Annotated in this window: 24 protein-coding genes; 13 read left to right on the forward strand and 11 right to left on the reverse strand. The window is 66.5% G+C overall.

Annotated elements, in window-relative coordinates:
• Nucleotides 1–160: 160 nt before the first annotated feature.
• The 8 genes from V3B25_RS06940 to V3B25_RS06975 form a co-directional block, all read right to left on the reverse strand.
• Nucleotides 161–550 (reverse strand): Na+/H+ antiporter subunit G, encoded by a 390-nt coding sequence (locus tag V3B25_RS06940; protein ID WP_049401677.1) that lies wholly within the window; start codon nucleotides 548–550, stop codon nucleotides 161–163.
• The gene (locus V3B25_RS06945; protein ID WP_005411334.1) at nucleotides 547–831 is read right to left on the reverse strand and encodes a K+/H+ antiporter subunit F; all 285 of its coding nucleotides are present in this window, start codon (nucleotides 829–831) and stop codon (nucleotides 547–549) included. The genes V3B25_RS06940 and V3B25_RS06945 overlap by 4 nt, the downstream gene beginning before the upstream one ends.
• Nucleotides 828–1,334, reverse strand: a complete 507-nt coding sequence (locus V3B25_RS06950; protein WP_329810366.1) for a Na+/H+ antiporter subunit E — start codon at nucleotides 1,332–1,334, stop codon at nucleotides 828–830. Before V3B25_RS06950 ends, V3B25_RS06945 begins: the two co-directional genes overlap by 4 nt.
• Nucleotides 1,331–2,866 (reverse strand): monovalent cation/H+ antiporter subunit D, encoded by a 1,536-nt coding sequence (locus V3B25_RS06955; RefSeq protein ID WP_329810367.1) that lies wholly within the window; start codon nucleotides 2,864–2,866, stop codon nucleotides 1,331–1,333. Before V3B25_RS06955 ends, V3B25_RS06950 begins: the two co-directional genes overlap by 4 nt.
• Nucleotides 2,863–3,255 (reverse strand): Na+/H+ antiporter subunit C, encoded by a 393-nt coding sequence (locus V3B25_RS06960; RefSeq protein WP_180845044.1) that lies wholly within the window; start codon nucleotides 3,253–3,255, stop codon nucleotides 2,863–2,865. Before V3B25_RS06960 ends, V3B25_RS06955 begins: the two co-directional genes overlap by 4 nt.
• Nucleotides 3,255–6,083 (reverse strand): monovalent cation/H+ antiporter subunit A, encoded by a 2,829-nt coding sequence (locus V3B25_RS06965; RefSeq protein ID WP_329810368.1) that lies wholly within the window; start codon nucleotides 6,081–6,083, stop codon nucleotides 3,255–3,257. Before V3B25_RS06965 ends, V3B25_RS06960 begins: the two co-directional genes overlap by 1 nt.
• Nucleotides 6,084–6,416: 333 nt before the next feature.
• Nucleotides 6,417–6,902, reverse strand: a complete 486-nt coding sequence (locus V3B25_RS06970) for an Mpo1-like protein (protein WP_032127158.1) — start codon at nucleotides 6,900–6,902, stop codon at nucleotides 6,417–6,419.
• Between the two features lie 259 nt (nucleotides 6,903–7,161).
• Nucleotides 7,162–8,088, reverse strand: coding sequence for a phosphoribosylaminoimidazolesuccinocarboxamide synthase (locus V3B25_RS06975; RefSeq protein ID WP_032127159.1), 927 nt, complete (start codon nucleotides 8,086–8,088; stop codon nucleotides 7,162–7,164).
• Nucleotides 8,089–8,229: 141 nt separating this feature from the next.
• On the opposite strand from V3B25_RS06975, the gene V3B25_RS06980 reads away from it, so the two are divergent.
• The 4 genes from V3B25_RS06980 (at nucleotide 8,230) to yegS (ending at nucleotide 11,045) form a co-directional block, all read left to right on the forward strand.
• Nucleotides 8,230–8,559, forward strand: a complete 330-nt coding sequence (locus V3B25_RS06980; protein ID WP_005411327.1) for a DnaJ domain-containing protein — start codon at nucleotides 8,230–8,232, stop codon at nucleotides 8,557–8,559.
• A 30-nt stretch (nucleotides 8,560–8,589) separates the two neighbouring features.
• The gene (rpe, locus tag V3B25_RS06985; protein WP_032127160.1) at nucleotides 8,590–9,264 is read left to right on the forward strand and encodes a ribulose-phosphate 3-epimerase; all 675 of its coding nucleotides are present in this window, start codon (nucleotides 8,590–8,592) and stop codon (nucleotides 9,262–9,264) included.
• 59 nt (nucleotides 9,265–9,323) lie between these two features.
• Nucleotides 9,324–9,806 (forward strand): GNAT family N-acetyltransferase, encoded by a 483-nt coding sequence (locus tag V3B25_RS06990; RefSeq protein WP_329810369.1) that lies wholly within the window; start codon nucleotides 9,324–9,326, stop codon nucleotides 9,804–9,806.
• A 303-nt stretch (nucleotides 9,807–10,109) separates the two neighbouring features.
• A complete protein-coding gene (gene yegS / locus V3B25_RS06995; RefSeq protein WP_329810370.1) occupies nucleotides 10,110–11,045 on the forward strand; it encodes a lipid kinase YegS in 936 nt (311 codons plus the stop codon).
• A 15-nt stretch (nucleotides 11,046–11,060) separates the two neighbouring features.
• Here yegS and V3B25_RS07000 read toward each other — a convergent pair whose 3' ends face one another.
• Nucleotides 11,061–11,924, reverse strand: coding sequence for an ankyrin repeat domain-containing protein (locus tag V3B25_RS07000; RefSeq protein ID WP_229301135.1), 864 nt, complete (start codon nucleotides 11,922–11,924; stop codon nucleotides 11,061–11,063).
• Nucleotides 11,925–12,029: 105 nt separating this feature from the next.
• On the opposite strand from V3B25_RS07000, the gene V3B25_RS07005 reads away from it, so the two are divergent.
• The 7 genes from V3B25_RS07005 (at nucleotide 12,030) to V3B25_RS07035 (ending at nucleotide 20,108) form a co-directional block, all read left to right on the forward strand.
• Nucleotides 12,030–14,387, forward strand: a complete 2,358-nt coding sequence (locus V3B25_RS07005; RefSeq protein ID WP_154353458.1) for an XVIPCD domain-containing protein — start codon at nucleotides 12,030–12,032, stop codon at nucleotides 14,385–14,387.
• A gap of 178 nt (nucleotides 14,388–14,565) precedes the next feature.
• On the forward strand, nucleotides 14,566–16,041 hold the full coding sequence (gene trpE, locus V3B25_RS07010; RefSeq protein ID WP_201117515.1) for an anthranilate synthase component I: 1,476 nt from the start codon (nucleotides 14,566–14,568) through the stop codon (nucleotides 16,039–16,041).
• Between the two features lie 67 nt (nucleotides 16,042–16,108).
• Nucleotides 16,109–16,888 (forward strand): SIMPL domain-containing protein, encoded by a 780-nt coding sequence (locus tag V3B25_RS07015; RefSeq protein ID WP_329810371.1) that lies wholly within the window; start codon nucleotides 16,109–16,111, stop codon nucleotides 16,886–16,888.
• Nucleotides 16,889–16,890: 2 nt separating this feature from the next.
• Nucleotides 16,891–17,478: an aminodeoxychorismate/anthranilate synthase component II gene (locus V3B25_RS07020; protein ID WP_049424046.1), complete on the forward strand. Its 588-nt coding sequence runs from the start codon at nucleotides 16,891–16,893 to the stop codon at nucleotides 17,476–17,478.
• Nucleotides 17,479–17,494: 16 nt separating this feature from the next.
• On the forward strand, nucleotides 17,495–18,526 hold the full coding sequence (gene trpD, locus V3B25_RS07025; RefSeq protein WP_049401667.1) for an anthranilate phosphoribosyltransferase: 1,032 nt from the start codon (nucleotides 17,495–17,497) through the stop codon (nucleotides 18,524–18,526).
• Nucleotides 18,527–18,600: 74 nt separating this feature from the next.
• The gene (trpC, locus tag V3B25_RS07030; protein WP_049401666.1) at nucleotides 18,601–19,395 is read left to right on the forward strand and encodes an indole-3-glycerol phosphate synthase TrpC; all 795 of its coding nucleotides are present in this window, start codon (nucleotides 18,601–18,603) and stop codon (nucleotides 19,393–19,395) included.
• A complete protein-coding gene (locus tag V3B25_RS07035) occupies nucleotides 19,392–20,108 on the forward strand; it encodes a haloacid dehalogenase-like hydrolase (RefSeq protein ID WP_032127168.1) in 717 nt (238 codons plus the stop codon). Before trpC ends, V3B25_RS07035 begins: the two co-directional genes overlap by 4 nt.
• 106 nt (nucleotides 20,109–20,214) lie before the next feature.
• On the opposite strand, the gene V3B25_RS07040 is transcribed toward V3B25_RS07035, so the two are convergent.
• Together V3B25_RS07040 and crp are read right to left on the reverse strand one after the other, a co-directional pair.
• Complete coding sequence (locus V3B25_RS07040; RefSeq protein ID WP_014038735.1) at nucleotides 20,215–20,976, reverse strand: sulfite exporter TauE/SafE family protein; 762 nt, start codon at nucleotides 20,974–20,976, stop codon at nucleotides 20,215–20,217.
• 62 nt (nucleotides 20,977–21,038) lie between these two features.
• On the reverse strand, nucleotides 21,039–21,728 hold the full coding sequence (crp, locus tag V3B25_RS07045; RefSeq protein WP_010482649.1) for a cAMP-activated global transcriptional regulator CRP: 690 nt from the start codon (nucleotides 21,726–21,728) through the stop codon (nucleotides 21,039–21,041).
• A gap of 149 nt (nucleotides 21,729–21,877) precedes the next feature.
• On the opposite strand from crp, the gene speD reads away from it, so the two are divergent.
• Together speD and sugE are read left to right on the forward strand one after the other, a co-directional pair.
• Nucleotides 21,878–22,672 (forward strand): adenosylmethionine decarboxylase, encoded by a 795-nt coding sequence (speD, locus tag V3B25_RS07050; protein ID WP_006473908.1) that lies wholly within the window; start codon nucleotides 21,878–21,880, stop codon nucleotides 22,670–22,672.
• A 168-nt stretch (nucleotides 22,673–22,840) separates the two neighbouring features.
• Nucleotides 22,841–23,161, forward strand: coding sequence for a quaternary ammonium compound efflux SMR transporter SugE (gene sugE / locus V3B25_RS07055; RefSeq protein WP_005411314.1), 321 nt, complete (start codon nucleotides 22,841–22,843; stop codon nucleotides 23,159–23,161).
• Nucleotides 23,162–23,265 lie beyond the last annotated feature (104 nt).

A 23,265-nucleotide genomic window follows, 5' to 3' on the forward strand; every position in this document is an offset into this window, starting at 1 on the left:
GCATTGCGGTCGGCAGATCCACGCCATGCGTGTATGCGGTTGGTTCTGTGCCGACCAACGGTCGGCACCCATCGGTCAACCCACTGATGATGCGGTAGCTGCCAACCTCGGTTGGCACTCGGGGAAACAAAGCGCCGACCAAGGTCGGCCTCTACCGGATTCACCGGTTCTGCGTGGTTTCTTCTTCCCGCACCGGTTCCGGCGGCGGCAGCTGCTCTTCAGCAGCCGGCTCGTTGCCGGGCAGGCTGGGGCGGGTTTCCATCAGCAGCGACAGCGCGGCCTTGGCCATCATGTGCGCGCTGATCGGTGCGGTGATGAACAGGAACACGGTGATCAGCAGCTCGCGCGGCTGCGGGTCCTGGCCGAGAAAGATGTGGTAGCACACCGAGCACACCAGCACGCAGCCCACGCCCAGTGTGCTGGCCTTGGTCGGTGCGTGCAGCCGCTTGAAGAACGTGGACAGCTTCACCAGGCCCAGTGCACCGACCAGGATGAAGAAGCAGCCGAACAGCAGCAGGATCGACAGGCCGATCTGGATCGCGGTGATCATTCGACGATGTCCCGGCGCAGCACGAACTTGCTCAGCACCACGGTGCTGCCGAAGCCGAGCATGGCGATGATCAGCGCCGCCTCGAAGTAGATCGGCGAGTTGAGGTACATGCCGAACAGCATCAGCTCGGCAATCGCGGTCACCGACAGCGTGTCCAGCGCGAGGATGCGGTCGGGCACGGTCGGCCCGCGCAGCAGGCGCCAGGTGGCCAGCAGCATGGCCAGGCCGACCACGTGCATGCACACCACCAGCGTGGTCTGGATGACTTCAAAACCGGTCATGGGAAGATCTCCATCAACGGCGCCTCGTAACGGCGCTTGATCGTATCGATCAGGTCCTGTGGGTCCTCCAGGTGCAGCACGTGCACCAGCAGGAACCTGCGGTCGTCACTGAGCGCGGCCGAGACCGTGCCCGGGGTCAGCGTGATCATGCTGGTCAGCGCCGCGATGCCGTGGATGTTGGCGATGTCCAGCGGCAGCCAAATGAAGCCCGGATGGATGTTCTTCTCCGGGCCCAGCACCTGCACGGCAACGCGGATGTTGGACATCAGGATGTCCCACAGGGTCACGCACAGCAGCTTGGGCAGCGGTCGCAGGGTACCGATGCGGGCGAACTCGCGGTCCAGGCGCGCGGCGAACAGCGGCACCACCACGCCCAGCACCAGCCCCAGCACGAACTGGCCGAGGGTGAAGCTGTCGGACATCAGCAGCCAGAACGCCACCACCATGATGCTGAGCATCGGCGAGGGAATGATGCGGCGGAACAGGGAACGCTGGGCGGTCATGGCTGGCGGATCTCCGGCGTGGTCGCGCGCAACTGCTGCACGTACTCGCTGGGGTGCAGCAGCTGTGCGGCGGTGGCGTCGGTGTAGCGCATCAGTGGCGCGGCGGCCAGGGTCATGCCGATGCCGTAGGCCAGCAGGATGCAGGCCGCGTACAGCTCGACCCGGCGCAGGCGTGCCTTGCGCGGCTTCGGTGCATCGGCCTCGACCGGCGGCACGCGCCAGAACAGGCGGATGCCGCCACGGGTCAGGCCCATGATCACCAGCAGGCTGCTCACCAGCACCGCCGTCCACACCGGGGCGGTGTACTGCGCCGGCATGCCGGCCAGCAGTGCGGCCTTGGCCAGGAAGCCGGACAGCGGTGGCAGGCCGGCCACGGACACCGCGCCGATCAGGAACAGCACCGCCGGCGTTTCCTTGCCCGGCATCGGCGCGACCACTTCCTTGCGGTCGCTGGCGCCACCGCGGCGGCGGCGGATCAGGTCGGCAATCAGGAACAGTGCGGCGGCGACGAAGCTGCTGTGTGGCAGGTAGTACAGGCCGGCGGACAGCACCTGCGGCGTGCCTACCGAGAAGGCGATGAACAGCGTGGCCGCCGAGACGATTACCAGATACGAGATCAGCACGCGCAGGCGGGTCGCGGCCAGCGCACCGAGGCCGCCCAGCACCAGCGTTGCCACGCCGGCCCACAGCAGCCAGTCGCGGCCATAGCCGGCCATCGCACCGGCATCGTCGCCGAACCACAGCATCTGGATGCGCAGCACCGAGTACAGGCCGACCTTGGTCATGATCGCGAACAGCGCAGCCACGGCGGCCGGTGCGCGCGAATACGCTTCCGGCAGCCACAGGTACAGGGGCATCAGCGCGGCCTTGGCGCAGAACACCAGCAGCAACAGGCCCATCGTCGCCTTCACCAGGGTCAGCTGCGCCGGCGGCACCTCGGCGATGCGCTGCGACAGCTCGGCCATGTTCAGCGAACCCAGCGTGGCGTACAGCAGGCCCAGCGCGATCAGGAACAGGGTCGAGGCGGTGACGTTGAACACCACGTAGTGCACGCCGATGCGCATGCGCAGGCCGCGGCCACCGCTGAGCAGCAGGCCGTAGGAGGCGATCAGCATCACCTCGAAGAACACGAACAGGTTGAAGATGTCGCCGGTCAGGAACGCGCCGTTGAGGCCGACCAGCTGGAACTGGAACAGTGCATGGAAGTGCGGAGCGCGGCGGTCCCAGCCCGAGCAGGCATGCAGCAGGCAGGGAATGGCCAGCAGCAGGGTGGTCAGCAGCATCCACGCCGACAGCCGGTCGGCCACCAGCGCGATGCCCAGACGCGACGGCCAGTCGCCGAGCAGGTAGACGTTGATCTCACCAGTGGCGGTGGTGGCAAACAGCAGGCCCACCGCCAGCGCCAGCGCCGACAGCGCAGTCCAGGCCACCGCGCGCTGCACCTTGGGGCCATAGCGGCGGTGTTCGACGAACAGCGACAGTGCAGCACCCAGCAGCGGAATCAGGATGGGCAGGATCACCAGGTGGTTCATGCGCGGTCCTCGCCCTGGCGCGGCAGCACGCTCTCATCCTGCAGGTCGTCATCCGGCTCGTGGGCGTCCACATGGTCGCTGTGGTTGTCGCTGCGGCTGCGCATGGCCAGCACGATGCTGACCGCGGTCATCGCGAAGGCGATCACGATCGCGGTCAGCACCAGCGCCTGTGGCAGCGGGTCGGTGTAGTTGCCGAGGTGACTGTCCACGCCTTCCTGCAGCACCGGTGCCTTGCCCAGCACCACGCGGCCACCGGCGAAGATCAGCAGGTTGGTGGCGTAGGACAGGAAGGTCATGCCGAGGATCACATCGAAGCTGCGCGCACGCAGCAGCAGGTAGATTCCGATCGCGGTCAGTACGCCGATCGCGGTAGCCAGGGCCAGTTCCATCAGTGCATCTCCCCGGTGCGTGCCGAACGGCGTTGCAGGTCGATCTCACCCTTGCGGGCAGTGCGGGTACGCGACGGCTTGATCGTGCCCATCATCGACAGCATCAGCATGGCGCCACCGAACACCACCAGATAGACGCCGATGTCGAAGCCGATCGCACTCGCCAGCGGCACGTCGCCGATCAGCGGCAGGTGCAGGTCGAGGTGGCCGCTGGTCAGGAACGGCACGCCGAACAGCATCGACGCGCTGCCGCTGAGCAGGGCGATCAACAGGCCCATGCCGATGCAGCGGATGTAGTCGAAGCCGAAGCGCGACTCCACCGACGCGGTGCCCTGGATCACGTACTGGATCAGCAGCGGCACCGCCAGCACCAGGCCGGCGATGAAGCCACCGCCCGGCGCGTTGTGGCCGCGCAGGAACAGGAAGATCGATACGGTCAGGGTCAGCGGGAACATGATCTGCGCCAGGTCGGCCGGCACCGGCAGCTTGATCGGCGGGCCGGGCATGATCTGCTCCGGCGCCATCCGCGTACGCCGCAGCAGCGCGTGCACCACCAGCGCGGCGATGCCGAACACGGTGATCTCGCCGAAGGTATCGAAGCCGCGGAAGTCGACCAGGATCACGTTGACCACGTTCTGGCCATAGGCCTCGGGCAGGGCACGGGCGAGCAGCTCGCCGGCCATGGTGTTCGGCGGCAGGGTCATGGCGGAATAAGCCAGCGCGCCCAGGCCGGCGCCGGCGATGATCGCGATCACCGCATCGCGGCGCTTGCGCCAGCGCGGCCGCTCCGGCCCGGACTGCGCGGGCAGGTAGTTCATGCCCAGCAGCATCAGCACCAGGGTCACCATCTCCACCAGCAGCTGGGTCAGCGCCAGGTCCGGTGCGGACAGGAACACGAAGGTCAGCGCCACCATCAGGCCGACGCCGCCGACCAGCAGCACCGCCAGCAGGCGCTGCTTGTAGACACGGAGGGTGGCAACGGCGCAGGCCATCATCACCAGCCACAGCACCCAGCCCAGCAGCGGGATCGGCTGCGGCGCGGTCCAGTTCGGGGAGGCCGGGTTGGCCACGAACGGCGCGGCGGCGACCACGATCGCCACCAGCACCAGGCCCAGCAGCATGCGCTGCAGGCTGCCATTGGCGATGCCGTTGGTCAGGCGCATGGCCAGCGCGGAAAGGGCATCCAGCTGCGCATGGAACACGTTGCGGCCGGTGGTGCGGGTTTCCACCCCGTGCAGGTTGATCAGCTTGCGCAGGCCGAAGTACAGCGCCACGCCACCGACCACGCCGATCGCGCTCATCGCCAGCGGCAGGTTGAAGCCGTGCCATACGGCCAGGCTGTACTCGGGCATGGCGTTGCCGAGGATCGAGGCCGCAGCGGCATGCAGCACTGGCGCCACGGTCAGTGCCGGGGCGATGCCCACCGCCACGCAGATCACCACCAGCAGTTCCACCGGCACCTTCATCCAGCGCGGCGGCTCATGCGGCACGCGGTCGAGGTCGCGCGGGCCGGGGCCGAAGAAGGTGTCGTGCACGAAGCGCAGGCTGTAGGCCACGCCGAACACACCGGCCAGCAGCGCCGCGATCGACACGGCCGCGCGCATGATGCCCGGTCCGCCCGCGGTAATGGCTTCGGCGAACAGCATTTCCTTGGACAGGAAGCCGTTGAGCAGCGGGATGCCGGCCATTGCCAGCGAGGCGATGATCGCCAGCGCGCTGGTGAATGGCATCAGTTTGCGCAGGCCACCCAGCTTGCGCATGTCACGGGTGCCGGTTTCGTGGTCGATGATGCCGGCGGCCATGAACAGCGAGGCCTTGAAGGTGGCGTGGTTGAGGATGTGGAACACGCCGGCCACCACCGCCATCGGCGTGGACAGGCCGAACAGCAGGGTGATCAGGCCTAGGTGGGAAATGGTCGAGTACGCCAGCAGGCCTTTCAGGTCGTGCTGGAAGATCGCATTCCAGGCACCGATCAGCAGGGTCAGCGCGCCGATGCCGCTGACCGTGTAGAAGAACAGGTCGCTGCCGGCCAGCGCCGGGTGCAGGCGCGCCAGCAGGAACACACCGGCCTTCACCATGGTGGCCGAATGCAGGTAGGCCGAGACCGGGGTCGGCGCCGCCATCGCGTGCGGCAGCCAGAAGTGGAACGGGAACTGCGCGCTCTTGGTGAAGATGCCGGCCAGCACCAGGAACAGTGCGTACGGGTACAGCGCGCTGGCGCGGATCTGCTCGCCGGCGGCCAGCACCACGTCCAGGTCGAAGCTGCCGACGATGCGGCCGATCAGCAGCACGCCACCGAGCAGGGCCAGGCCACCGCCGCCGGTGATCACCAGCGCCATGCGCGCGCCTTCGCGGGCGTCCTGGCGGTGCGACCAGAAGCCGATCAGCAGGAACGAGCTGATGCTGGTCATTTCCCAGAAGATCATCAGCAACAGCAGGTTGCCCGACAGCACCATGCCCAGCATGGCGCCCATGAACAGCAGCAGGTAGCAGTAGAAGCGGTGGGCGTTGTCCTGCTGGCTCAGGTAGTAGCGCGCATACAGCACCACCAGCGCGCCGATGCCGAGCACCAGCCCGGCGAACATCCAGGCCAGGCCGTCCAGGCGCAGGGTGAAGTCCAGGCCGATCTGCGGCAGCCAAGGGACCATCGTCCGCACCACCTGGCCGTCGAGCACCGACGGGGTCAGCCAGCCGAGGATGGCCAGCCCGCCCAACGGCGCCAGCGCCGCCAGCCAGGCAGCAGTCGAGCGCGAACTACGGGGGAAGGCCGCAACAGCCGCTGCCATCAGGAACGGCAGGGCCAGCAGCAGGGGCAGGCTGGGGAGCATGCAGGGAATCCATGATTCACGAGCAGGTCAGGGAGGATAACAGGCTGCGAAATGTCGCCGAAACCCATCGAACAGCGATCAATTGCATGTAACGTCCGCTGATTCATTTTTTCTGCAGCGCAGCATCACGTTGCTGCGGTCCCTCCCCGGTTGCCCTAGGGGGACACCCTACGCCCACGCAGGGAGACCGCAGGCCCTGTCGCACAGGGGCTGCCGTCGACGGGCGGGAGGTGGGGAACGGATCACCGGTGCAGGCTGGCAGGGCCGTCGTGGAGTGCGGGTGACGGAATCTGCCCGTTCAGGAAACGAGGGGCACCGTCGGCCACGGGCAGGTCAGTAGCGCCAGTCGAGCTTGCGGTAGAACTTGGCCATCACCCAGGCCGGGCCGATCAGCAGGTAGGTCAGGTCGGTCAGGAAGCTGGGCTTGCGGCCCTCGAACTTGTGACCGATGAACTGGGCGATCCAGGCCACAACGAATACACCCACCGCCAGCCAGAACAGGTTGTGCAGGCCGATCTCGGCCTCCAGCAGGCGGCATAGGCAGCCGAATACGAAGAACTGGATGAGCATGCCGATGCCCAGCGGGCGCGACAGCTTGTTGTAGAAGCACCAGGCGCTGAACATCGCGAACGCCGACCAGATGCCGTACTGGAACCAGGTGATCAGCGGCGGCAGGCACCACAGCAGGGCCACCACCGACCACAGGATCGCCGGCACCGCCACCACGTGGATGCGCTGGTTGATCAGATTGCGGTGGTCGTCGGAGTAGCTGGCGAAATAGCGGTCGATCGGCCGCGCAAGCTCGGTGGATGTCTGCATGCTGCGTTGCTTCCTCGGACAACGGTAGTGCCGGCCGCTGGCCGGCAATCCAGAGCATAGCCGAGTTCGCGAGGTTGCCGGCCCCCGGGCGGGCCCACCCCCCGCCACCGTCCGTGGAGGCCGAGCGGCCGGCACCACCCCAGGCAACCGTCAGTAGAGCCAGGCCATGCCTGGCTGCAGGCTTGCGAGGTTGCCGGCCAGCGGCCGGCAGTACCGCATTCAGAACGCCCCCAGCCAGACCGGCGGGGGGCGCAGGTCATCAGTCGACGCTGATCCCGGCCAGGCGCTGCAGCGCCTCGGCGTACTTGGCGCGGGTGCGCTCGATGATCTCGGCCGGGATGGTCGGGCCCGGGGCGGTCTTGCCCCAGTCCAGCGTCTCCAGGTAATCGCGCACGAACTGCTTGTCGTAGCTCGGCGGGCTGGTGCCCACTTCGTACTCGTCGGCCGGCCAGTAACGCGAGGAATCCGGCGTCAGCATCTCGTCCATGATGTACAGGCGGCCATCGGCGTCGGTACCGAACTCGAACTTGGTATCGGCCAGGATGATGCCGCGCTCGCGGGCGTACTCGGCGGCGAACTTGTAGATGCGCAGGGTGGCATCGCGCACGCGCTCGGCCATCTCGGCACCGACCTGCTTCACCATCGCATCGAAATCGATGTTCTCGTCATGGTCGCCCACGGCGGCCTTGGTCGAAGGGGTGAAGATCGGCTCGGGCAGCTGCTCGGCCTGGCGCAGGCCGTCGGGCAGGTCGATGCCGCTGACCTTGCCGGTGCGCTGGTAGTCCTTCCAGCCGCTGCCGATCAGGTAGCCGCGGGCGATCGCTTCCACCGGCACCGGCTTCAGCTTGCGGGTGACCACCGCGCGCTTGGCGTACAGGGCCGGGTCCACGCCTTCGGGCAGCACGCTGGCCACGTCGATGCCGGTCAGGTGGTTGGGCATCAGGTGCGCGGTCTTGGCGAACCAGAAGTTGGAGACCTGGCAGAGCATCTCGCCCTTGCCCGGAATCGGGTCGGGCAGGACCACGTCGAACGCCGACAGGCGATCGGTGGCCACCATCAGCAGGTAGTCGCCCGGCGGGGTCCCTGCTGGCAGCCGCTCGCGCGGGATATCGAACACATCACGCACCTTGCCGCGATGGCGCAAGGGCAGGCCGGGGAGATCGGATTGCAACAGCGTGGTTGGCACGGGCACTCCTGGGGCGTTGTCGATACGGCTGCCCAGCGGACCCGGCGGGCCCGCTGACCAGCGGGCGGCCTAGTGTAAAGCCGTCCGGGCCCGCTGTGACGTAAAATGAGCGTCCATTTCGTCGGCCGACCCCGGAGCGCCATGCGCTGGTACGGAAAACTGCTCGGATTCATCGCCGGCGCCCTGCTGTTCCGGCCCAATCCGCTGTTTGGCGCGGTGGTCGGCCTGTTGATTGGCCATGCCTTCGATTCGGACTGGTTCCGCCTGAACAAGGAGAACCCGTACCGGGAGCTGGGGCTGACCTCCGAGGCCACCGATGCCGAGGTCGAGCGCGCCTACCGCAAGCTGATTTCCCAGTACCACCCCGACAAGCTCGGCGGCGCGGCCCCCGAGCTGCAGCAGCAGGCCGAGCAGAAGTCGCGGCGGATCAACGCCGCCTACGACCGCATCAAGACCCTGCGCAAGCGCTGACCCTCTTTCCTACCGTTGCAAGGCCCGGCCATGTCCAACTGCCTCATCGCCCCCTCCATCCTGTCCGCCAACTTCGCCCGCCTCGGCGAGGAAGTCGACAACGTCCTCGCCGCCGGCGCGGACTGGGTCCACTTCGACGTGATGGACAACCACTACGTGCCGAACCTGACCATCGGCCCGATGGTCTGCCAGGCGCTGCGCAAGCACGGCGTGACCGCGCCGATCGACGTGCACCTGATGGTCGAGCCAGTGGACCGCATCATCCCGGACTTCGCCGAAGCCGGTGCCACCTACATCAGCTTCCACCCGGAAGCGAGCCGCCACGTGCACCGCACCATCCAGCTGATCCGCTCGCTGGGCTGCAAGCCGGGCATCGTGCTCAATCCGGCCACCCCGGTGGACATCCTCGACTGGGTACTGGACGACCTGGATCTGGTGCTGCTGATGTCGGTCAACCCGGGCTTCGGCGGCCAGGCCTTCATTCCCTCGGCGCTGGACAAGCTGCGCGTGGTGCGCAAGATGATCGATGCCAGCGGCAAGGACATCCGCCTGGAGATCGACGGCGGCGTGAAGGCCGACAACATCGGCGAGATCGCTGCGGCCGGTGCCGACACCTTCGTCGCCGGTTCGGCCATCTTCAACGCCAAGACCAGCTACCAGGACGTGATCGCGCAGATGCGCGCGAATGTCGCTGCGGCACGCTGACAAAAAAGGGACGGAGGGGATTAAGCTCGCCTGATTCCCTCCGTCTCCCTTTTCCGCCCATGGCTCTGTTGAACATCCGTCCGGCCACTGTGGCCGATGCCGGTCTGATCCTGCAGTTCATCCGCGAACTGGCCATCTACGAGAAGGCCGAGCATTCGGTGCAGACCGATGAGATCGGCATCGCCGAGAGCTTGTTCGGTGCCGATGCCGCGGCCCGCGCGCTGATCTGCGAAGCCGACGGCGAGCCCATTGGTTACGCCGTGTATTTCTACAACTACTCCACCTGGTTGGGCCGCAAGGGCATCTACCTGGAAGACCTGTATGTCAGCCAGGAAAAGCGCGGCGCAGGCGCCGGCAAGGCGCTGCTGAAGTACATCGCACGCCAGGCCGTGGCCGAAGGTTGCGGTCGTTTCGAATGGTCGGTGCTGGACTGGAATACCCCGGCCATCGAGTTCTACACCGCCGCTGGCGCCGCGCCGCAGGACGAGTGGACCGTGTACCGGCTGCAGGGCCAGGCATTGCACGATTTCGCCAACGGTTGAGGCGAAGTGCATCCACGCATGGCGTGGATCTACCCACCTGGTGTGCGCGAACCGCAACCCGGTGTGTGCGAACCGCAGCCTGGTGGGTGCGAACCTTGGTTCGCACTCCCTGTGAACTCCAAAAAAAAGCCACGCCAATCACTGGCGTGGCCTCGCTGCATGCGTGGGAGGCTGATCCTGCCTCCATCCGTCGTCCCTGCTATGGCCTTCCATTCTCCAGCAGCTGAATGACACCTGCGTGACATTCACTGCGGACAAACGGCGCATTGCTAGCCTGTGCCACCCCCGTCCTGGAAGCACCGCATGACCACCCCGCGCTGGCGCCTGATCCTCAACGGAAAATCCGCAGGCAATGACGAGCTGCGCGACGCGGTCGGTCATTGGCGTGGGCAGGGCGTGCAGCTGGAAGTGCGGGTGACCTGGGAAGACGGTGACGCCGAACGCTACGTGGCCGAGGCGATCGATCATGGCGTGGACGTGATCGTGGCCGCCGGTGGCGACGGCACGCTCAGCGCGGTGGCCGAGACACTGGCGCATCGTGAGGAGCCGGCAGATGCGTTGCCCTCGCTGGCGCTGATCCCGATGGGGACCGCCAACGACTTCGCGACTGCGGCCGGCATCCCGACCGAGCCGAAGGCGGCCTTGGCCTTGATCGGGCAGGCCACGCCGCATGCCATCGATCTGCTGCGCGTGGACGCCGATGGCACGCAATGGTGGTGCGCCAACCTCGCCAGCGGTGGCTTCGGCACGCAGGTGACGGTGGAGACCGATGCCGGCCTGAAGAAGATGCTGGGCGGGCTGGCCTACGTGATCACCGGCATTGCCAAGCTGGGGCGGATCGAGCCGATCCATGCGCGCCTGTCGGGCCCGGATTTCGCGTGGGAAGGCGACTTCATCGCGCTCGGCATCGGCAATGGCCGCCAGGCTGGTGGTGGCCAGCAATTGTGCCCGCAGGCGCTGATCGATGATGGGCAGCTGGACGTGACGTTGCTTCCGGAGCTGGAAGGTGAAGTCACCGCCACGCTTGGTCAGATGCTGAAGTCCGGCACCCAGGCCGCGCTGGAACAACTGGCGACGCGCGCGCGCCTGCCGTGGCTGCAGGTGGAATCCGAGCGTCCGTTGACGCTCAATCTGGACGGCGAACCGGTACAGGCGCGCCAGTTCCGCATCGCGTGCGTGCCGGGCAGGGTGCGGATGCACCTGCCAGTGGGCTGTGCCCTGTTGTCCGAGCCGCGCTGAGCCGGACCGGAAGTCCTACAACGGGGGGATGTCCTGCTCCTTCGCCGGGAACCCGAATGCTTCACGCTTTTCGCGGATGTACTGCGGCAGCGGCGGCCGGGCAATGCCGTGATCGATCAGCCACTGCTGGCACTTCTTCTGCCAGGGCAGCAGGTCCGGTGTGGTGATTTCCCAGTAGATGGCTTCGACCATGGCCATCCGATCGGGCGCGCCTGGTTGCGCCGATGACGGCGATGCAATCGTGGGGTCCGCACCATGCTCAAGCAGCCAGTAGGCCTGCTCGAAGCCGCCACGGCCGGTGTACCAGCTGAGAACGGTATCGGCCTGGCCGATGTTGGATTCGTTGACGTGCGCGCCTCGCTCCACCAGCAGCTGGATGTTCTTCCACAGGTTGCCGGAAATGAAAGCCTGGAACAGCAGCGTTTCGGTATTGGAGGTGCGCGTGTCCGGGTCGCCGCCATGATCCAGCAGCAGGGCCAGGTAGCGCGGATCGTCCATCTTCGCGGCATAGACCATGGCGTTGTTGTGGCGGAACGTCTCGCCGTCCAGCGTTTCAATACGCCGTGCATTCGGGTCGGCGCCGCTGTCGAGCATCGCGCGCAGGCCTTCCAGGTTCTGTGCGCGCAACGGCCACGCGATGAGCGGAATGCCATCCTGCTCCGAGAACTCCTTGTCGGGGTTCACGCCTTCGGTCTTGATCAGGCGCGTGATCGTCGCTGCATCACCCTGTTCGGCGGCGATGGCCAGTTCAAGTGCCTTGCCCTCGAAATAGCGCTCCGCGCCATGTGAAGACGTGCGCGCGCAGGCGCTCAGCAGCATCAGCAGCATCAGCGCCAGGCAGGAAAATGGCGTAAAGGAACTGTGAGGGTGACGGTGCATGTGATCCCTTGACATGGACGCGTTCGGGGGATGATAGCGTTGGCCGTGGTCATTCCAGCAGGTCCTGGATGACCGTGTCTTCACTGATGAGCAATGGAGTCTGCCATGAGCGGTCACGATCCCGAGCAGCAGGAACGCCTGTTGCAGGCCCGCGCCAAGAGCGTCCAGGCGCAGCAGCACCTGGTCGAGCAACTGCAGGGAGGTGGACATGCCACCGAGGCGGCGCGCTTGCGCGAGACCTATCACGCCCGCGAGCTGGGTTCGCTTGCTGATGATGTGTATGCCTCGGCAAAGGGCAAAGGTGAGCCGCCGGTCGGGTGGACGCGAGCCAGTGCCGTGACCGACCCGGACACGCTCAAAGCGGCGGGCATCAGCCTGGGAGCGGCCGACCTGAAGAAGCTGATGCGGCCGAACGACTCGGGTTTTCGCGCAGAGATCTACATTCCGGACAAAAGGGTGTTCGGTGATGACGCCAAGCCGGTGCTGGTGTTCAAGGGCTCAACGGGCGAAATCATCGATCCCCGGGCGAAAGGCGGGCGGCGTGAGTCCGGAGGCGAGGATTTCCTCAACAATGGACGCCAGGGCGTAGGCATGCAGAGCGACTACTACGATCGGGCCATGGCACTGGCGAGTCGCTTGAAGACCTCTGGTACCCAGTTTGAACTTGCCGGTCATTCGCTTGGCGGCGGCATGGCCTCTGCCGCTTCGGCGGTTACCGGTGTACGTGCGACCACCTTCAATTCGGCGGGGCTGCATCCGGCCACCGCCGATCGCTACGCAAAATCCCACGGATTGCCGGTGTTCAACACGCGCGACACGGTGCACACCTACCAGACGTCGGGTGAAGTGCTCAACGATGTGCAGAACGGATTGAAGCGGCTCAACGAGCATCACCGGCAGGGCTTTGGCCTGTTGGCCAGCGAGACCAGCCAGCTGCTGCGTCAGCCCGGCGTGCAGCAGATGGTTACCCGCAAGCTGCAGGAGATGATGCCGGCGGGTGCGCAGACGGCCACGGCCCAGCTGGTTGACCAGCTGGCGTCGAAATCCGGGGCAGAGGCATTGCGCAATGTTCCGGTGGCCGCGGGCAGGATGGAACTGTTGCTGGACGCCAAGACCGAAGTGAACGGAAAGGTGGTGGACCGCCGCCATCGAGAAGCGCCAAGCCAGCTTGCCGAATACGGTGGCCCGCTGGCCGAGGTGCTGATCGCAGGTGCGCGCGGCATGCGTGCCGGACGGGTTGCCGGTGAACATGTCGAGCAGGTCGGCGCGCTGGCGGGCCGGGGCATGAGCTTGTCCGGCGTGGCCGTCGAGCGTGCGTCGACCCTGCAGGGAAATGCGATCGGCACCGTGGTCGACTACGGTGGCAAGAGCATGCGGGTGGGCATCGAAGGCGGTGCGACGGTCATTGCCAAGGGTCGCGAGCTGCAGGGTCTGGTCGAATCGGTCAGCCACCGCGTGCAGGCCAAGGGCAGTTACGGCTGGAACATCGGGGCCAGCGTGCTGGGTGCGCTCGGTGCCGACGACATGGCCAGACAGATGCGTGAGCACGGTGATGCGGCGCGCAATCAACACGAAACCAAGGCCCGTGAAGCCACCCGTGAAGCGGCGGCGGATGCCGGCCGCATCCGTGCCGGCGGCCATCATCTGGGCGGCCAGCTGCAGCAGGGCGTGCATGGCGTGGCCAATGGGCTGCGCAACGGCTATGCCGTGTACGGCGCGACTTTCCACATGGGCATGAACTGGAGCAGCCATCAGATCACCGGGCTGACCTCGCAGGCGCCGGCCGTGCTGGCCGGCACCGTCGGGCTGGGCGCGATGGCTAACAAGGGCATTGCCACGCACCTGCCCACGCCGGCACTGCCGCAGAACCTGGTCAACCTGGCCAAGACGTCGTGGGTGATCGGGCGCGGCAGCGCGACCATGGGGGAGTCGGTGGACCGGCATGGCATGAGCGAGACGATGAACCCCAGTCTCGACGCGGCAATCGCGAGCCAGGAGGCGGCCGCGCGCAAGCTGCTTGGACGGCCGCATGCGCAGCTGCAGGAGGGGGGCGCGAAGATGCCCGCGCTGAACGATCCGGGGCACATCGATTTCCATCTGTTCAAGGGCGCGCAGACCGGCGTGCACGGCCTCGATGTGGCACATGGCCGCATCCCGAACCTGCAGAGCGATCAGCTGGCCGGGGCGTTGGCTGTGCAGGCCAAGCGCGAAGGGTTGCAGGCCATCTCCCATGTGCTGCTCAGTGACGACCGCACGCGGGCATTCGCGGTCGACACCCCGGATCTGCAGGCGGCCCACCGCCGACATGCGCATGTGGACGTAGCGGCCGGCATGGCCCAGCCGCTGGCCGTGAGCACGGCGCAGGTTGACGCCCTGAACACCGGTCGCGAACAGGCGACGGCAGCCGGACTGGCCCAGCAACAGGGGCTGGAGGCCCAGGAGAACGCCCGGCGGATGGGCTAATGGCCGAATGAACCGCGACGCCGCGACGGGGTTCCCCTCCCGCCCCGGCTGCGATACAGTCAGGGGGTGTCCAGCCTGACGACCCCGCATACCCTTTCTTCCGCACGCCGTTGGTGGCGATGGTGGCCCGTTGCCGTCGTCCGCCCCCATAACGCTGTGTCCCGGAAGGAAAGTCGTCTTGAACTCGCACGCTCAGTTTCTGCAGCAGGCCGCTGAAGGCCACACCCATATTCCCGTCGTCCGTGAAGTGCTGTCCGACCTGGACACGCCGCTTTCGGTCTATCTGAAGCTCGCCGACGGCCCCAATACCTACCTGTTTGAATCCGTCGAAGGCGGCGAGCGCTTTGGTCGTTACTCGATCATCGGCCTGCCGGCGCGCCGCGTGTATGCCTTCCATGGCCACACGCTGACCGTGCGCGAGGATGGTCAGGTGGTGGACACCCGCGAGGTGGCCGACCCGTTCGCCGAAGTCGAGGCGCTGCGCAGCGCCCACTCGGTGCCCAAGCTGGAAGGCCTGCCGGGCTTCACCGGTGGCCTGGTCGGTTGGTTCGGTTTCGAGTGCATCGGCTACATCGAACCGCGCCTGGCCCCGCCGGCCGGCCGCGACGAGCTGGGCACGCCGGACATCCTGCTGCTGGACTCCAACGAGCTGGCGGTGTTCGACAACCTCAAGGGCCGGCTGTACCTGATCGTGCATGCCGACCCGCGTGTCGACGGTGCCTTCGAGCAGGCGCAGGCGCGCCTGGATGCACTGACCGCCAAGCTGCGCGCACCGGGGGCTGGTTATCCCGCACCGCTCAACAGCGACGTGCTGGACGAGTCCGATTTCGTCTCCGGGTTCACCCGCGAAGGCTTCGTCGATGCGGTCCAGCGCAGCAAGGAATACATCCGTGCCGGCGACATCTTCCAGGTGGTGCTGAGCCAGCGCCTGAGCGTGCCGTTCAAAGCGCGCCCGGTGGATGTGTACCGTGCGCTGCGTGCACTGAACCCGTCGCCCTACATGTATTTCCTCGATGTCGGCGACCTGCAGGTGGTCGGTTCCTCGCCGGAAATCCTGGTGCGTTTGCAGGATGGCGAAGTGACGGTGCGCCCGATCGCTGGCACCCGGCCGCGCGGTGCCACTGTCGAGCAGGACCTGGCGCTGGAAGCCGAGCTGCTGGCCGATCCGAAGGAGCGCGCCGAGCACCTGATGCTGATCGACCTCGGCCGTAACGATGCCGGTCGCGTGTCCAAGGCCGGCACCGTGGAAGTGGGCGAGCAGTTCGTGATCGAGCGCTACAGCCACGTCATGCACATCGTCAGCGAAGTGACCGGGCAGCTGCAGCCGGGCCTGAGCTATGCCGACGTGCTGCGTGCCACCTTCCCGGCCGGCACGGTCAGCGGTGCGCCGAAGATCCGCGCGCTGGAAGTGATCCGCGAGCTGGAACCGATCAAGCGCAATGTCTACGCCGGCAGCATCGGCTACATCGGCTGGCACGGCGATGCCGATACCGCGATCGCGATCCGCACAGCCGTGATCAAGGATGGCCGCCTGTATGTGCAGGCCGGCGCCGGCATCGTCTACGACTCGGACCCGGACAAGGAATGGGACGAGACGATGAACAAGGGCCGCGCGCTGTTCCGCGCCGTCGCCCAGGCCGCCAAGGGCCTGTAAGCCTGCCTCGCCACGGCCGCTGCGCCGTGGTCGTTCCGCCGTTCCCGTTCAAGACAAGGAGTACCGCATGAAGCTGCTGAGCGCATTGCTGTGGTCGTCGCTGCTGGCCACGATGGCCCCGTCTGCGTGGGCGCAGGCCAATACCATTCCCTCGCAGCCGCACCTGCTGGTGAAGGGCGAGGCGCGCCGCGAGGTGATGCCCGACCGGTTCGGCCTGCAGTTGAACATCGAAGAGACCGACATGGATGCCGACGCCGCGCGCCGCCGCGTGCAGGACAACGTCGCGCGCGTGCTGGCGCTGTTCAAGCAGCACAAGGCGGTGGAGGGCAGCGTGCGTGCGGACAATCTGCGGATCGGCCCGGCAACCCGCTATGAGCAGAACCGGCAGGTCTTCGTCGGCACCCGCGTGTCGCGCCAGCTGCGTGCCAGCTTCGCCAGCGTGAAGGCGATGCAGGACGTGCTGGGTGCACTGAAGGCCAACGAGAACCTGCAGGTCAGCAGCGTGGCCCCGACCTACTCGGGTGAAGTGGCGCTGCGGCGCGAACTCAAGGGTGAGGCCGCCGCGTCGACGCGCCAATCCGCGCAGGGCCTTGCCAATGCCTACGGCACGAAGCTGATCGGGCTGTACAGCATCTCCGATGTGGCGCCGAACTTCGCCTATGGCGTGCAGGCGGGCAATTGGCCCAGAAGCGACGACATGGTGACACCGCCATCGCCGCCGTCACCTGCGGCGCAGATGGACATGATCGAGACCACTGGCTCACGCCTGCGCGAATCCATCGAAGCCGGCCCCATCACCTACACCGAAAACGTGTACGCCATTTTCCTGATAAGCGACGGAACCTGACCATGTTGTGGATGATCGACAACTACGACAGCTTCACCTACAACCTCGTGCAGTACCTGCAGACGCTGGGCGCCGAGGTGAAGGTGGTGCGCAACGATGCGATGAGCGTGGATGAGATTGCCGCGCAGAAGCCCGAACGCATCGTCATCTCGCCCGGCCCGTGCACGCCCAACGAAGCGGGCGTGTCGCTGGAACTCATCCAGCGCCTGGGCCCGACCACGCCGATCCTCGGCGTGTGCCTGGGCCACCAGGGCATCGGCCAGGTCTACGGCGGCACGGTCATCCGTGCCGGCAACATCATGCATGGCAAGACCTCGCCGATCCGCCATCAAGGCAAGGGCGTGTTCGCCGGCCTGCCGGACCGCTACCAGGCCACCCGCTACCACTCGCTGGTGGTGGACAAGAACAGCCTGCCCGATGTGCTGGAAGTGACCGCCTGGACCGAGAACGACGACGGCTCGATCGAAGAGATCATGGGCCTGCGCCACCGCCAGTTCCCGGTGGAGGGCGTGCAGTTCCACCCCGAATCCATCCTCACCGAACACGGCCATGCCCTGCTGCGCAATTTCCTGCAGCGTCCGGCCGCCTGATCCCAGGAGCATTCCCATGAGCTTCTCCCCCCAGGAAGCCCTGCAACGCACCATCGAGCACCGCGAAATCTTCTTCGACGAAATGGTCGACCTGATGCGGCAGATCATGCGCGGCGATGTCTCGCCGATGATGACCGCCGCCATCCTCACCGGCCTGCGCGTGAAGAAGGAAACCATCGACGAGATCGCCGCTGCGGCCACGGTCATGCGTGAATTCGCGCTGGCGGTGCCGGTGGCCGATACCACCCACCTGGTCGACATCGTCGGCACCGGCGGCGATGGCTCCCACACCTTCAACATCTCCACCTGCGCGATGTTCGTCGCCGCTGCGGCCGGTGCGCGCGTGGCCAAACATGGCAACCGCAGCGTGTCGTCCAAGTCCGGCAGCGCCGATGCAGTCGAAGCACTGGGTGCGGCCATCGAGCTGCAGCCGGCGCAGGTCGCCGCGGCCATCGAACAGACCGGCATCGGTTTCATGTTCGCGCCGATCCATCACCCGTCGATGAAGGTCGTCGCGCCGGTCCGCCGCGAGATGGGTGTGCGTACCATCTTCAACATCCTTGGCCCGCTGACCAACCCGGCCAGCGCACCGTCGGTGCTGATGGGCGTGTTCCACCCCGATTTAGTGGGTATCCAGGCGCGGGTGCTGCGCGAGCTGGGCACCGAGCGCGCCATGGTGGTCTGGGGCCGCGACAACATGGACGAGATCTCGCTGGGCGCCGGCACCCTGGTGGGCGAGCTGCGCGACGGCAAGGTACGCGAGTACGAGATCCACCCGGAAGACTTCGGCATCGCCATGTCGGCCAGCCGCAACCTGCGCGTGGATGGCCCGGAGCAGTCCATTGCCATGCTGCGCGCCGTGCTGGACAACCAGCCCGGTCCGGCGCTGGACATCGTGGCCCTGAACGCCGGCGCCGCGCTGTACGTGGCCGGCGTGGCCAGCGACATCGGCGACGGCCTGGCCCGTGCCCGTGCCGCCATCGCCAACGGCAGCGCCCGCCAGCGCCTGCAGCAGTATGTAGAGACCACCCGCGCGCTGGTTGCCTGAGCGCGCGGTTCAGCCTGACCCTCTTGATGGCCGATAATGGCCGTCCTCACCGCCCCCGCACCGAATCGAAGACGATGAGCGACATCCTGCAGACGATCCTGGCCCGCAAGGCCGAAGAAGTGGCCCAGCGCCGTGCCCAGCGTCCCCTCGAGGACCTGCAGGCCGCCGTGGCCAGCGCCCCGCCGGTACGTGGCTTCGTGCGCGCGCTGCAGGCGGCGGTGGCCAACGGCGACCCGGCGGTGATCGCCGAGGTGAAGAAGGCCAGCCCGTCCAAGGGCGTGATCCGCCCGGATTTCCGCCCGGCCGACATCGCGGTCAGCTATGAGTTCGGCGGCGCCAGCTGCCTGTCGGTGCTGACCGATGTGGACTTCTTCCAGGGTGCCGATGCCTACCTGCAGCAGGCCCGTGAGGCCTGCACGCTGCCGGTGCTGCGCAAGGACTTCGTGATCGACGCCTACCAGGTGTACGAGGCGCGCGTGCTGGGTGCCGACTGCATCCTGCTGATCGTCGCTGCGCTGGACGACACGCAGTTGGCCACGCTGTCCGAACTGGCGATGTCGCTGGGCATGGACGTACTGGTGGAAGTGCACGACATCGACGAGCTGGAGCGTGCGCTGCAGGTACCGGCACCGATGATCGGCATCAACAACCGCAACCTGCGCACCTTCGAGGTGTCGCTGCAGACCACGCTGGACATGCAGAAGGCGGTGCCGCGCGATCGCCTGCTGGTCACCGAGAGCGGCATCCTCGGTCCGCAGGACGTGGCGCTGATGCGCGATGCCGGCATCCACTCGTTCCTGGTGGGCGAAGCCTTCATGCGCGTGGAAGAGCCGGGCGAGGGCCTGCGTCAGCTATTCTTCGCGGCATGAAAACGCATTATCCGACGCCGCGCGACGATGCGCCGCTGGTGGTCTTCGATTTCGACCACACCCTCTACGATGGCGATTCGGGTACTCACCTGTTCGCTTCGCTGATCAAGCGCAACCCGCTGCGCATGCTGGCGGCGCTGCTGGTCACGCCGATCGCCGGGCCGATGGTGGCGCTGCTGCCGACCCGCCGTACCGGCATTTCGGTCTATGTGTGGATCGGCAGCTTCGGCCTGCACCGTGCGCGCGATTTCAACAAGGTGATCGACGCCTATGTGCTGCGCAACGAGGCGCAGATGCGCGCCAAGCTGCTGCCACAGGCGCTGGAGGTGTTCGCAGCGCACCGGGCCAAGGGTGACCGCGTGGTGGTTGCCACGGGCGCGCCACCAGAGCTGGCACGCGCGATCCTGGCCTTCGTCGCCCACCAGGACGTACCGGTGATCGGCACCGAGGTCGGCCCACGGCTGGGTGGCGTCGGCCCGACCCGCCACTGCCACAACGAAGAGAAGATGCGCATGCTGCGCGAGCGCGGCTACGGCGACATCGATATCGCCTACTCCGACAGCACCGCCGACCTGCCGTTGCTGCTGGCCGCCAAGGCGCCGGTGGTGGTGAACCCGAAGCCGGGCAGGGTGGACTTCTTCCGCCGCGTGCTGCCGGCCGGCACCCGCATCCTCAACTGGGGCTGCGTGGACCGCGGCGGCGACAAGGCCTGACCTCGCCGCACGGTGACGGATCTGCCGGCCAGCGGCCGGCACTACCCTTCTCCGTCCCGGTAGTGCCGGGCGCGGGGCGGCAAATGGTCCTGCGCCCGGCGAGCGCTCAGCGCGCCAGATACCCGGTCAGCGCATGCCCGATCTGGAACAGGCTGATGCCCAGCACCAGCACGCCCACGGCCACCAGCACCCAGCGCTCCTTCAGGCGCTTCACCAGCAGTGCGGCCACCGGCGCGGCCATCATGCCGCCGATCAGCAGGCCGGCCACGATCTGCAGGTGATGCAGCCCCATCGACAGCAGGAACGTTGCTGAAACTGTCAGGGTGACCACAAACTCGGCCGCGTTCACCGTGCCGATGGTGGTGCGTGCCTGGCCGCCGCGGGCCAGCAGGGTGGAGGTGGCCACCGGCCCCCAGCCGCCCCCGCCGCTGGCATCCAGGAAGCCGGCCACGAAGCCCAGCACGGGCACCCGCTTGACCTCGCCCTTGGGCATCAGGCGGCCGGCGGCACGTGCCAGGATGATGATGGCCAGCACCAGCAGGTACAGGTAGATGAGCGGGCGGATCACCTCGCCGGGCAGCTGGGTCAGGCCGTAGGCACCCACGGCGCCGCCTACGGCGCCGGGCAGCGCCAGGCGCAGGAACAGGCGCTTATCGACATTGCCGGCGACCAGATGCGACACGCCGGAGGCGCCAGTAGTGAACACCTCGGCGGTGTGGATGGCTGCACTGGCCTGCGCGGGCGGAATGCCCATGGCCAGCATCACCGACGACGACACGAGGCCGAACGCCATGCCCAGCGCGCCGTCCACCAGCTGGGCGCCCAGGCCGATGAGGATGAACCACCAGAATGCGCTGCTCAGTTCCATGCACCGAGCCTAGCGCGTGAAAGAGTGCGGACCAAGGTCCGCACCCACCGGCTGCTCAACGATCAACGGGTGCCGTACAGCACCACGGTCTTGCCGCGGGCGTGCAACAGGCCATCGGTCTGCAGCTTCTTCAGCACGCGGCCGGCCATTTCTCGCGAGCAGCCGACCAGGCGGGCCAGTTCCTGGCGCGAGACGCGCAGCTGGCTGCCCTGCGGATGGCTCATCGCCTCCGGCTCCTGCGCCAGGTCGTGCAGGGTGCGCACGATCCGGTCGGTAACGTCCAGGAATGCCAGGCGGCTGGCCTTGCGGCTGGTGTCGAGCAGGCGCTTGGAGATCTGCTGGCCCAGCGCGTACAGCAGGCGCGGGGCATCGGCCGACAGCGGGCCGAGGAACAGCTGGTGCAGGCGCTCGTAGCTGATTTCGGCCAGCTCGCAGGCGGTACGGGTCCTCAGGATCACCTCGCGGCGGTCCGATTCAACGAACAGGCCCATCTCGCCGACGAACTCGCCGGCACCGAAGTAGCCCAGCACCAGCTCGCGATCGTCATCTTCCTCGGCCATGATCGAAACCGAGCCGCTGATGACGTAATACAGGGTTCCCGCCGGGTCACCGGGTCGGAAGACGTCGGTACGGGTGGGGTATCGCCGCCTGTGGCTGTGCGCCAGGAAACGATCGATTGTGGCGATATCCAGGGCCAGTGGACTGCTAGCTAGGCGCACGGTTGACACGATAGGAGCGCTCCCTCTGCGCATGAACGGATTCACGGGGTCGATAGCGGAGCTTAACCAGCGCAATTGTTAAGGGCAAACAGTGTGCCAGATGTGAGCGCTCTTCACGTTCCCCCCGGGGACAGTTTGCCCCATAATTCCCCCTTTCCCTTCTTACACAGGAATCGACCGCCGTGGTCAAGCCGTTGCCTCGCCTGAGGCTGCAGGGTTTCAACAACCTCACCAAGGCGCTGAGCTTCAACATCTATGACGTGTGTTACGCGCGCACCGAAGAGGAGCGTCAGCGTTACATTGAATACATCGATGAAGAGTACAACGCCGACAGGCTGACTCAAATCTTGACCGATGTCGCCGAGATCATCGGCGCCAACATCCTGAACGTGGCCCGCCAGGACTACGATCCGCAGGGTGCCTCGGTGACCATCCTGATCTCCGAAGAACCGGTGATCGACAAGAAGCAGGCCGGCAAGGAGCTGATCTCCGATGCCGTGGTCGCGCACATGGACAAGTCGCACATCACCGTGCACACCTATCCGGAAACGCACCCGCAGGAAGGTATCGCCACCTTCCGCGCCGACATCGACGTGGCCACCTGCGGCGTCATTTCGCCGTTGAAGGCGTTGAACTACCTGATCGAAAGCCTCGAGTCGGACATCGTGATCATGGACTACCGCGTCCGTGGCTTCACCCGCGATGTGAAGGGCAAGAAGCACTACATCGATCACAAGATCAACTCGATCCAGAACTTCCTGGCCAAGAACATCAAGTCGCGTTACGAGATGTTCGACGTCAACGTCTACCAGGAAAACATCTTCCACACGAAGATGCACCTGAAGGACTTCGACCTGGACCAGTACCTGTTCGAGGAAAAGGCCAAGAACCTGTCGTTCAAGGAACGCATGAAGATCGAAGCGCTGCTCAAGCGCGAGATCGAAGAGCTGTTCCACGGCCGGAACCTGTCCGAGTAAGCCCAATGTGCGATGCCCGCAGGCATCGCCGCCCAGGCGGGACGACCCGCCCCGTGGAACCAGTGCCCCGCACGCGTTACAGTTCCACGGTGATGTACCGACCCACGGCCCGGTGTGAAAACACCGGGCCGTTTCGTTTTTCTCAAAAAAGGTAAGGAGCCCCCACCCATGCCCTGGATCTACCTGCTGCTGGCCGGCCTGTTCGAGATCGGTTTCGCCCTCGGAATGAAGTACTCCGAAGGCTTCAGCAAACCCCTTCCCACCGCTGCCACGGTCGTGTCCGCGCTGATCAGCCTGTACCTGATGAGCCAGGCGATGAAGAGCATCCCGGTCGGTACCGCCTACGCGATCTGGACCGGTATCGGCGCCATGGGCGTGGCGGTGCTGGGCATCTACCTGTTCAACGACAGCGCATCGCCGGCCCGCCTGGCCTGCGTGGGCCTGATCGTGGCCGGTGTGATCGGCCTGAAGCTGGTCTCGCCCAATTAACTGGTAGTGCCGGGGGCGGGGGGGCCCCCCCCCGGGGGGGGGGGGGGGGGGGGGGGGGGGGGGGGCCCCGCCCCCCCCCCCCGGGGGGGCCCCCCCCGGGGCGG

This window comes from Stenotrophomonas sp. SMYL8 (assembly GCF_036320065.1).
GTDB classification, from domain to species: domain Bacteria; phylum Pseudomonadota; class Gammaproteobacteria; order Xanthomonadales; family Xanthomonadaceae; genus Stenotrophomonas; species Stenotrophomonas maltophilia_A.

Coding starts and splice junctions, on each gene's coding strand:
- V3B25_RS06980 (WP_005411327.1), top strand. CDS start 8,230: ATGCGCTGGTACGGAAAACTGCTCGGATTCATCGCCGGCGCCCTGCTG.
- V3B25_RS07040 (WP_014038735.1), bottom strand. CDS start 20,976: ATGGAACTGAGCAGCGCATTCTGGTGGTTCATCCTCATCGGCCTGGGC.
- V3B25_RS06955 (WP_329810367.1), bottom strand. CDS start 2,866: ATGAACCACCTGGTGATCCTGCCCATCCTGATTCCGCTGCTGGGTGCT.
- rpe (WP_032127160.1), top strand. CDS start 8,590: ATGTCCAACTGCCTCATCGCCCCCTCCATCCTGTCCGCCAACTTCGCC.
- V3B25_RS06965 (WP_329810368.1), bottom strand. CDS start 6,083: ATGCTCCCCAGCCTGCCCCTGCTGCTGGCCCTGCCGTTCCTGATGGCA.
- V3B25_RS06945 (WP_005411334.1), bottom strand. CDS start 831: ATGACCGGTTTTGAAGTCATCCAGACCACGCTGGTGGTGTGCATGCAC.
- sugE (WP_005411314.1), top strand. CDS start 22,841: ATGCCCTGGATCTACCTGCTGCTGGCCGGCCTGTTCGAGATCGGTTTC.
- V3B25_RS06990 (WP_329810369.1), top strand. CDS start 9,324: ATGGCTCTGTTGAACATCCGTCCGGCCACTGTGGCCGATGCCGGTCTG.
- V3B25_RS06950 (WP_329810366.1), bottom strand. CDS start 1,334: ATGACCGCCCAGCGTTCCCTGTTCCGCCGCATCATTCCCTCGCCGATG.
- trpD (WP_049401667.1), top strand. CDS start 17,495: ATGAGCTTCTCCCCCCAGGAAGCCCTGCAACGCACCATCGAGCACCGC.
- V3B25_RS07015 (WP_329810371.1), top strand. CDS start 16,109: ATGAAGCTGCTGAGCGCATTGCTGTGGTCGTCGCTGCTGGCCACGATG.
- trpC (WP_049401666.1), top strand. CDS start 18,601: ATGAGCGACATCCTGCAGACGATCCTGGCCCGCAAGGCCGAAGAAGTG.
- V3B25_RS07035 (WP_032127168.1), top strand. CDS start 19,392: ATGAAAACGCATTATCCGACGCCGCGCGACGATGCGCCGCTGGTGGTC.
- V3B25_RS07000 (WP_229301135.1), bottom strand. CDS start 11,924: ATGCACCGTCACCCTCACAGTTCCTTTACGCCATTTTCCTGCCTGGCG.
- yegS (WP_329810370.1), top strand. CDS start 10,110: ATGACCACCCCGCGCTGGCGCCTGATCCTCAACGGAAAATCCGCAGGC.
- crp (WP_010482649.1), bottom strand. CDS start 21,728: ATGCGCAGAGGGAGCGCTCCTATCGTGTCAACCGTGCGCCTAGCTAGC.
- V3B25_RS06960 (WP_180845044.1), bottom strand. CDS start 3,255: ATGGAACTGGCCCTGGCTACCGCGATCGGCGTACTGACCGCGATCGGA.
- V3B25_RS06970 (WP_032127158.1), bottom strand. CDS start 6,902: ATGCAGACATCCACCGAGCTTGCGCGGCCGATCGACCGCTATTTCGCC.
- V3B25_RS06940 (WP_049401677.1), bottom strand. CDS start 550: ATGATCACCGCGATCCAGATCGGCCTGTCGATCCTGCTGCTGTTCGGC.
- V3B25_RS07020 (WP_049424046.1), top strand. CDS start 16,891: ATGTTGTGGATGATCGACAACTACGACAGCTTCACCTACAACCTCGTG.
- V3B25_RS07005 (WP_154353458.1), top strand. CDS start 12,030: ATGAGCGGTCACGATCCCGAGCAGCAGGAACGCCTGTTGCAGGCCCGC.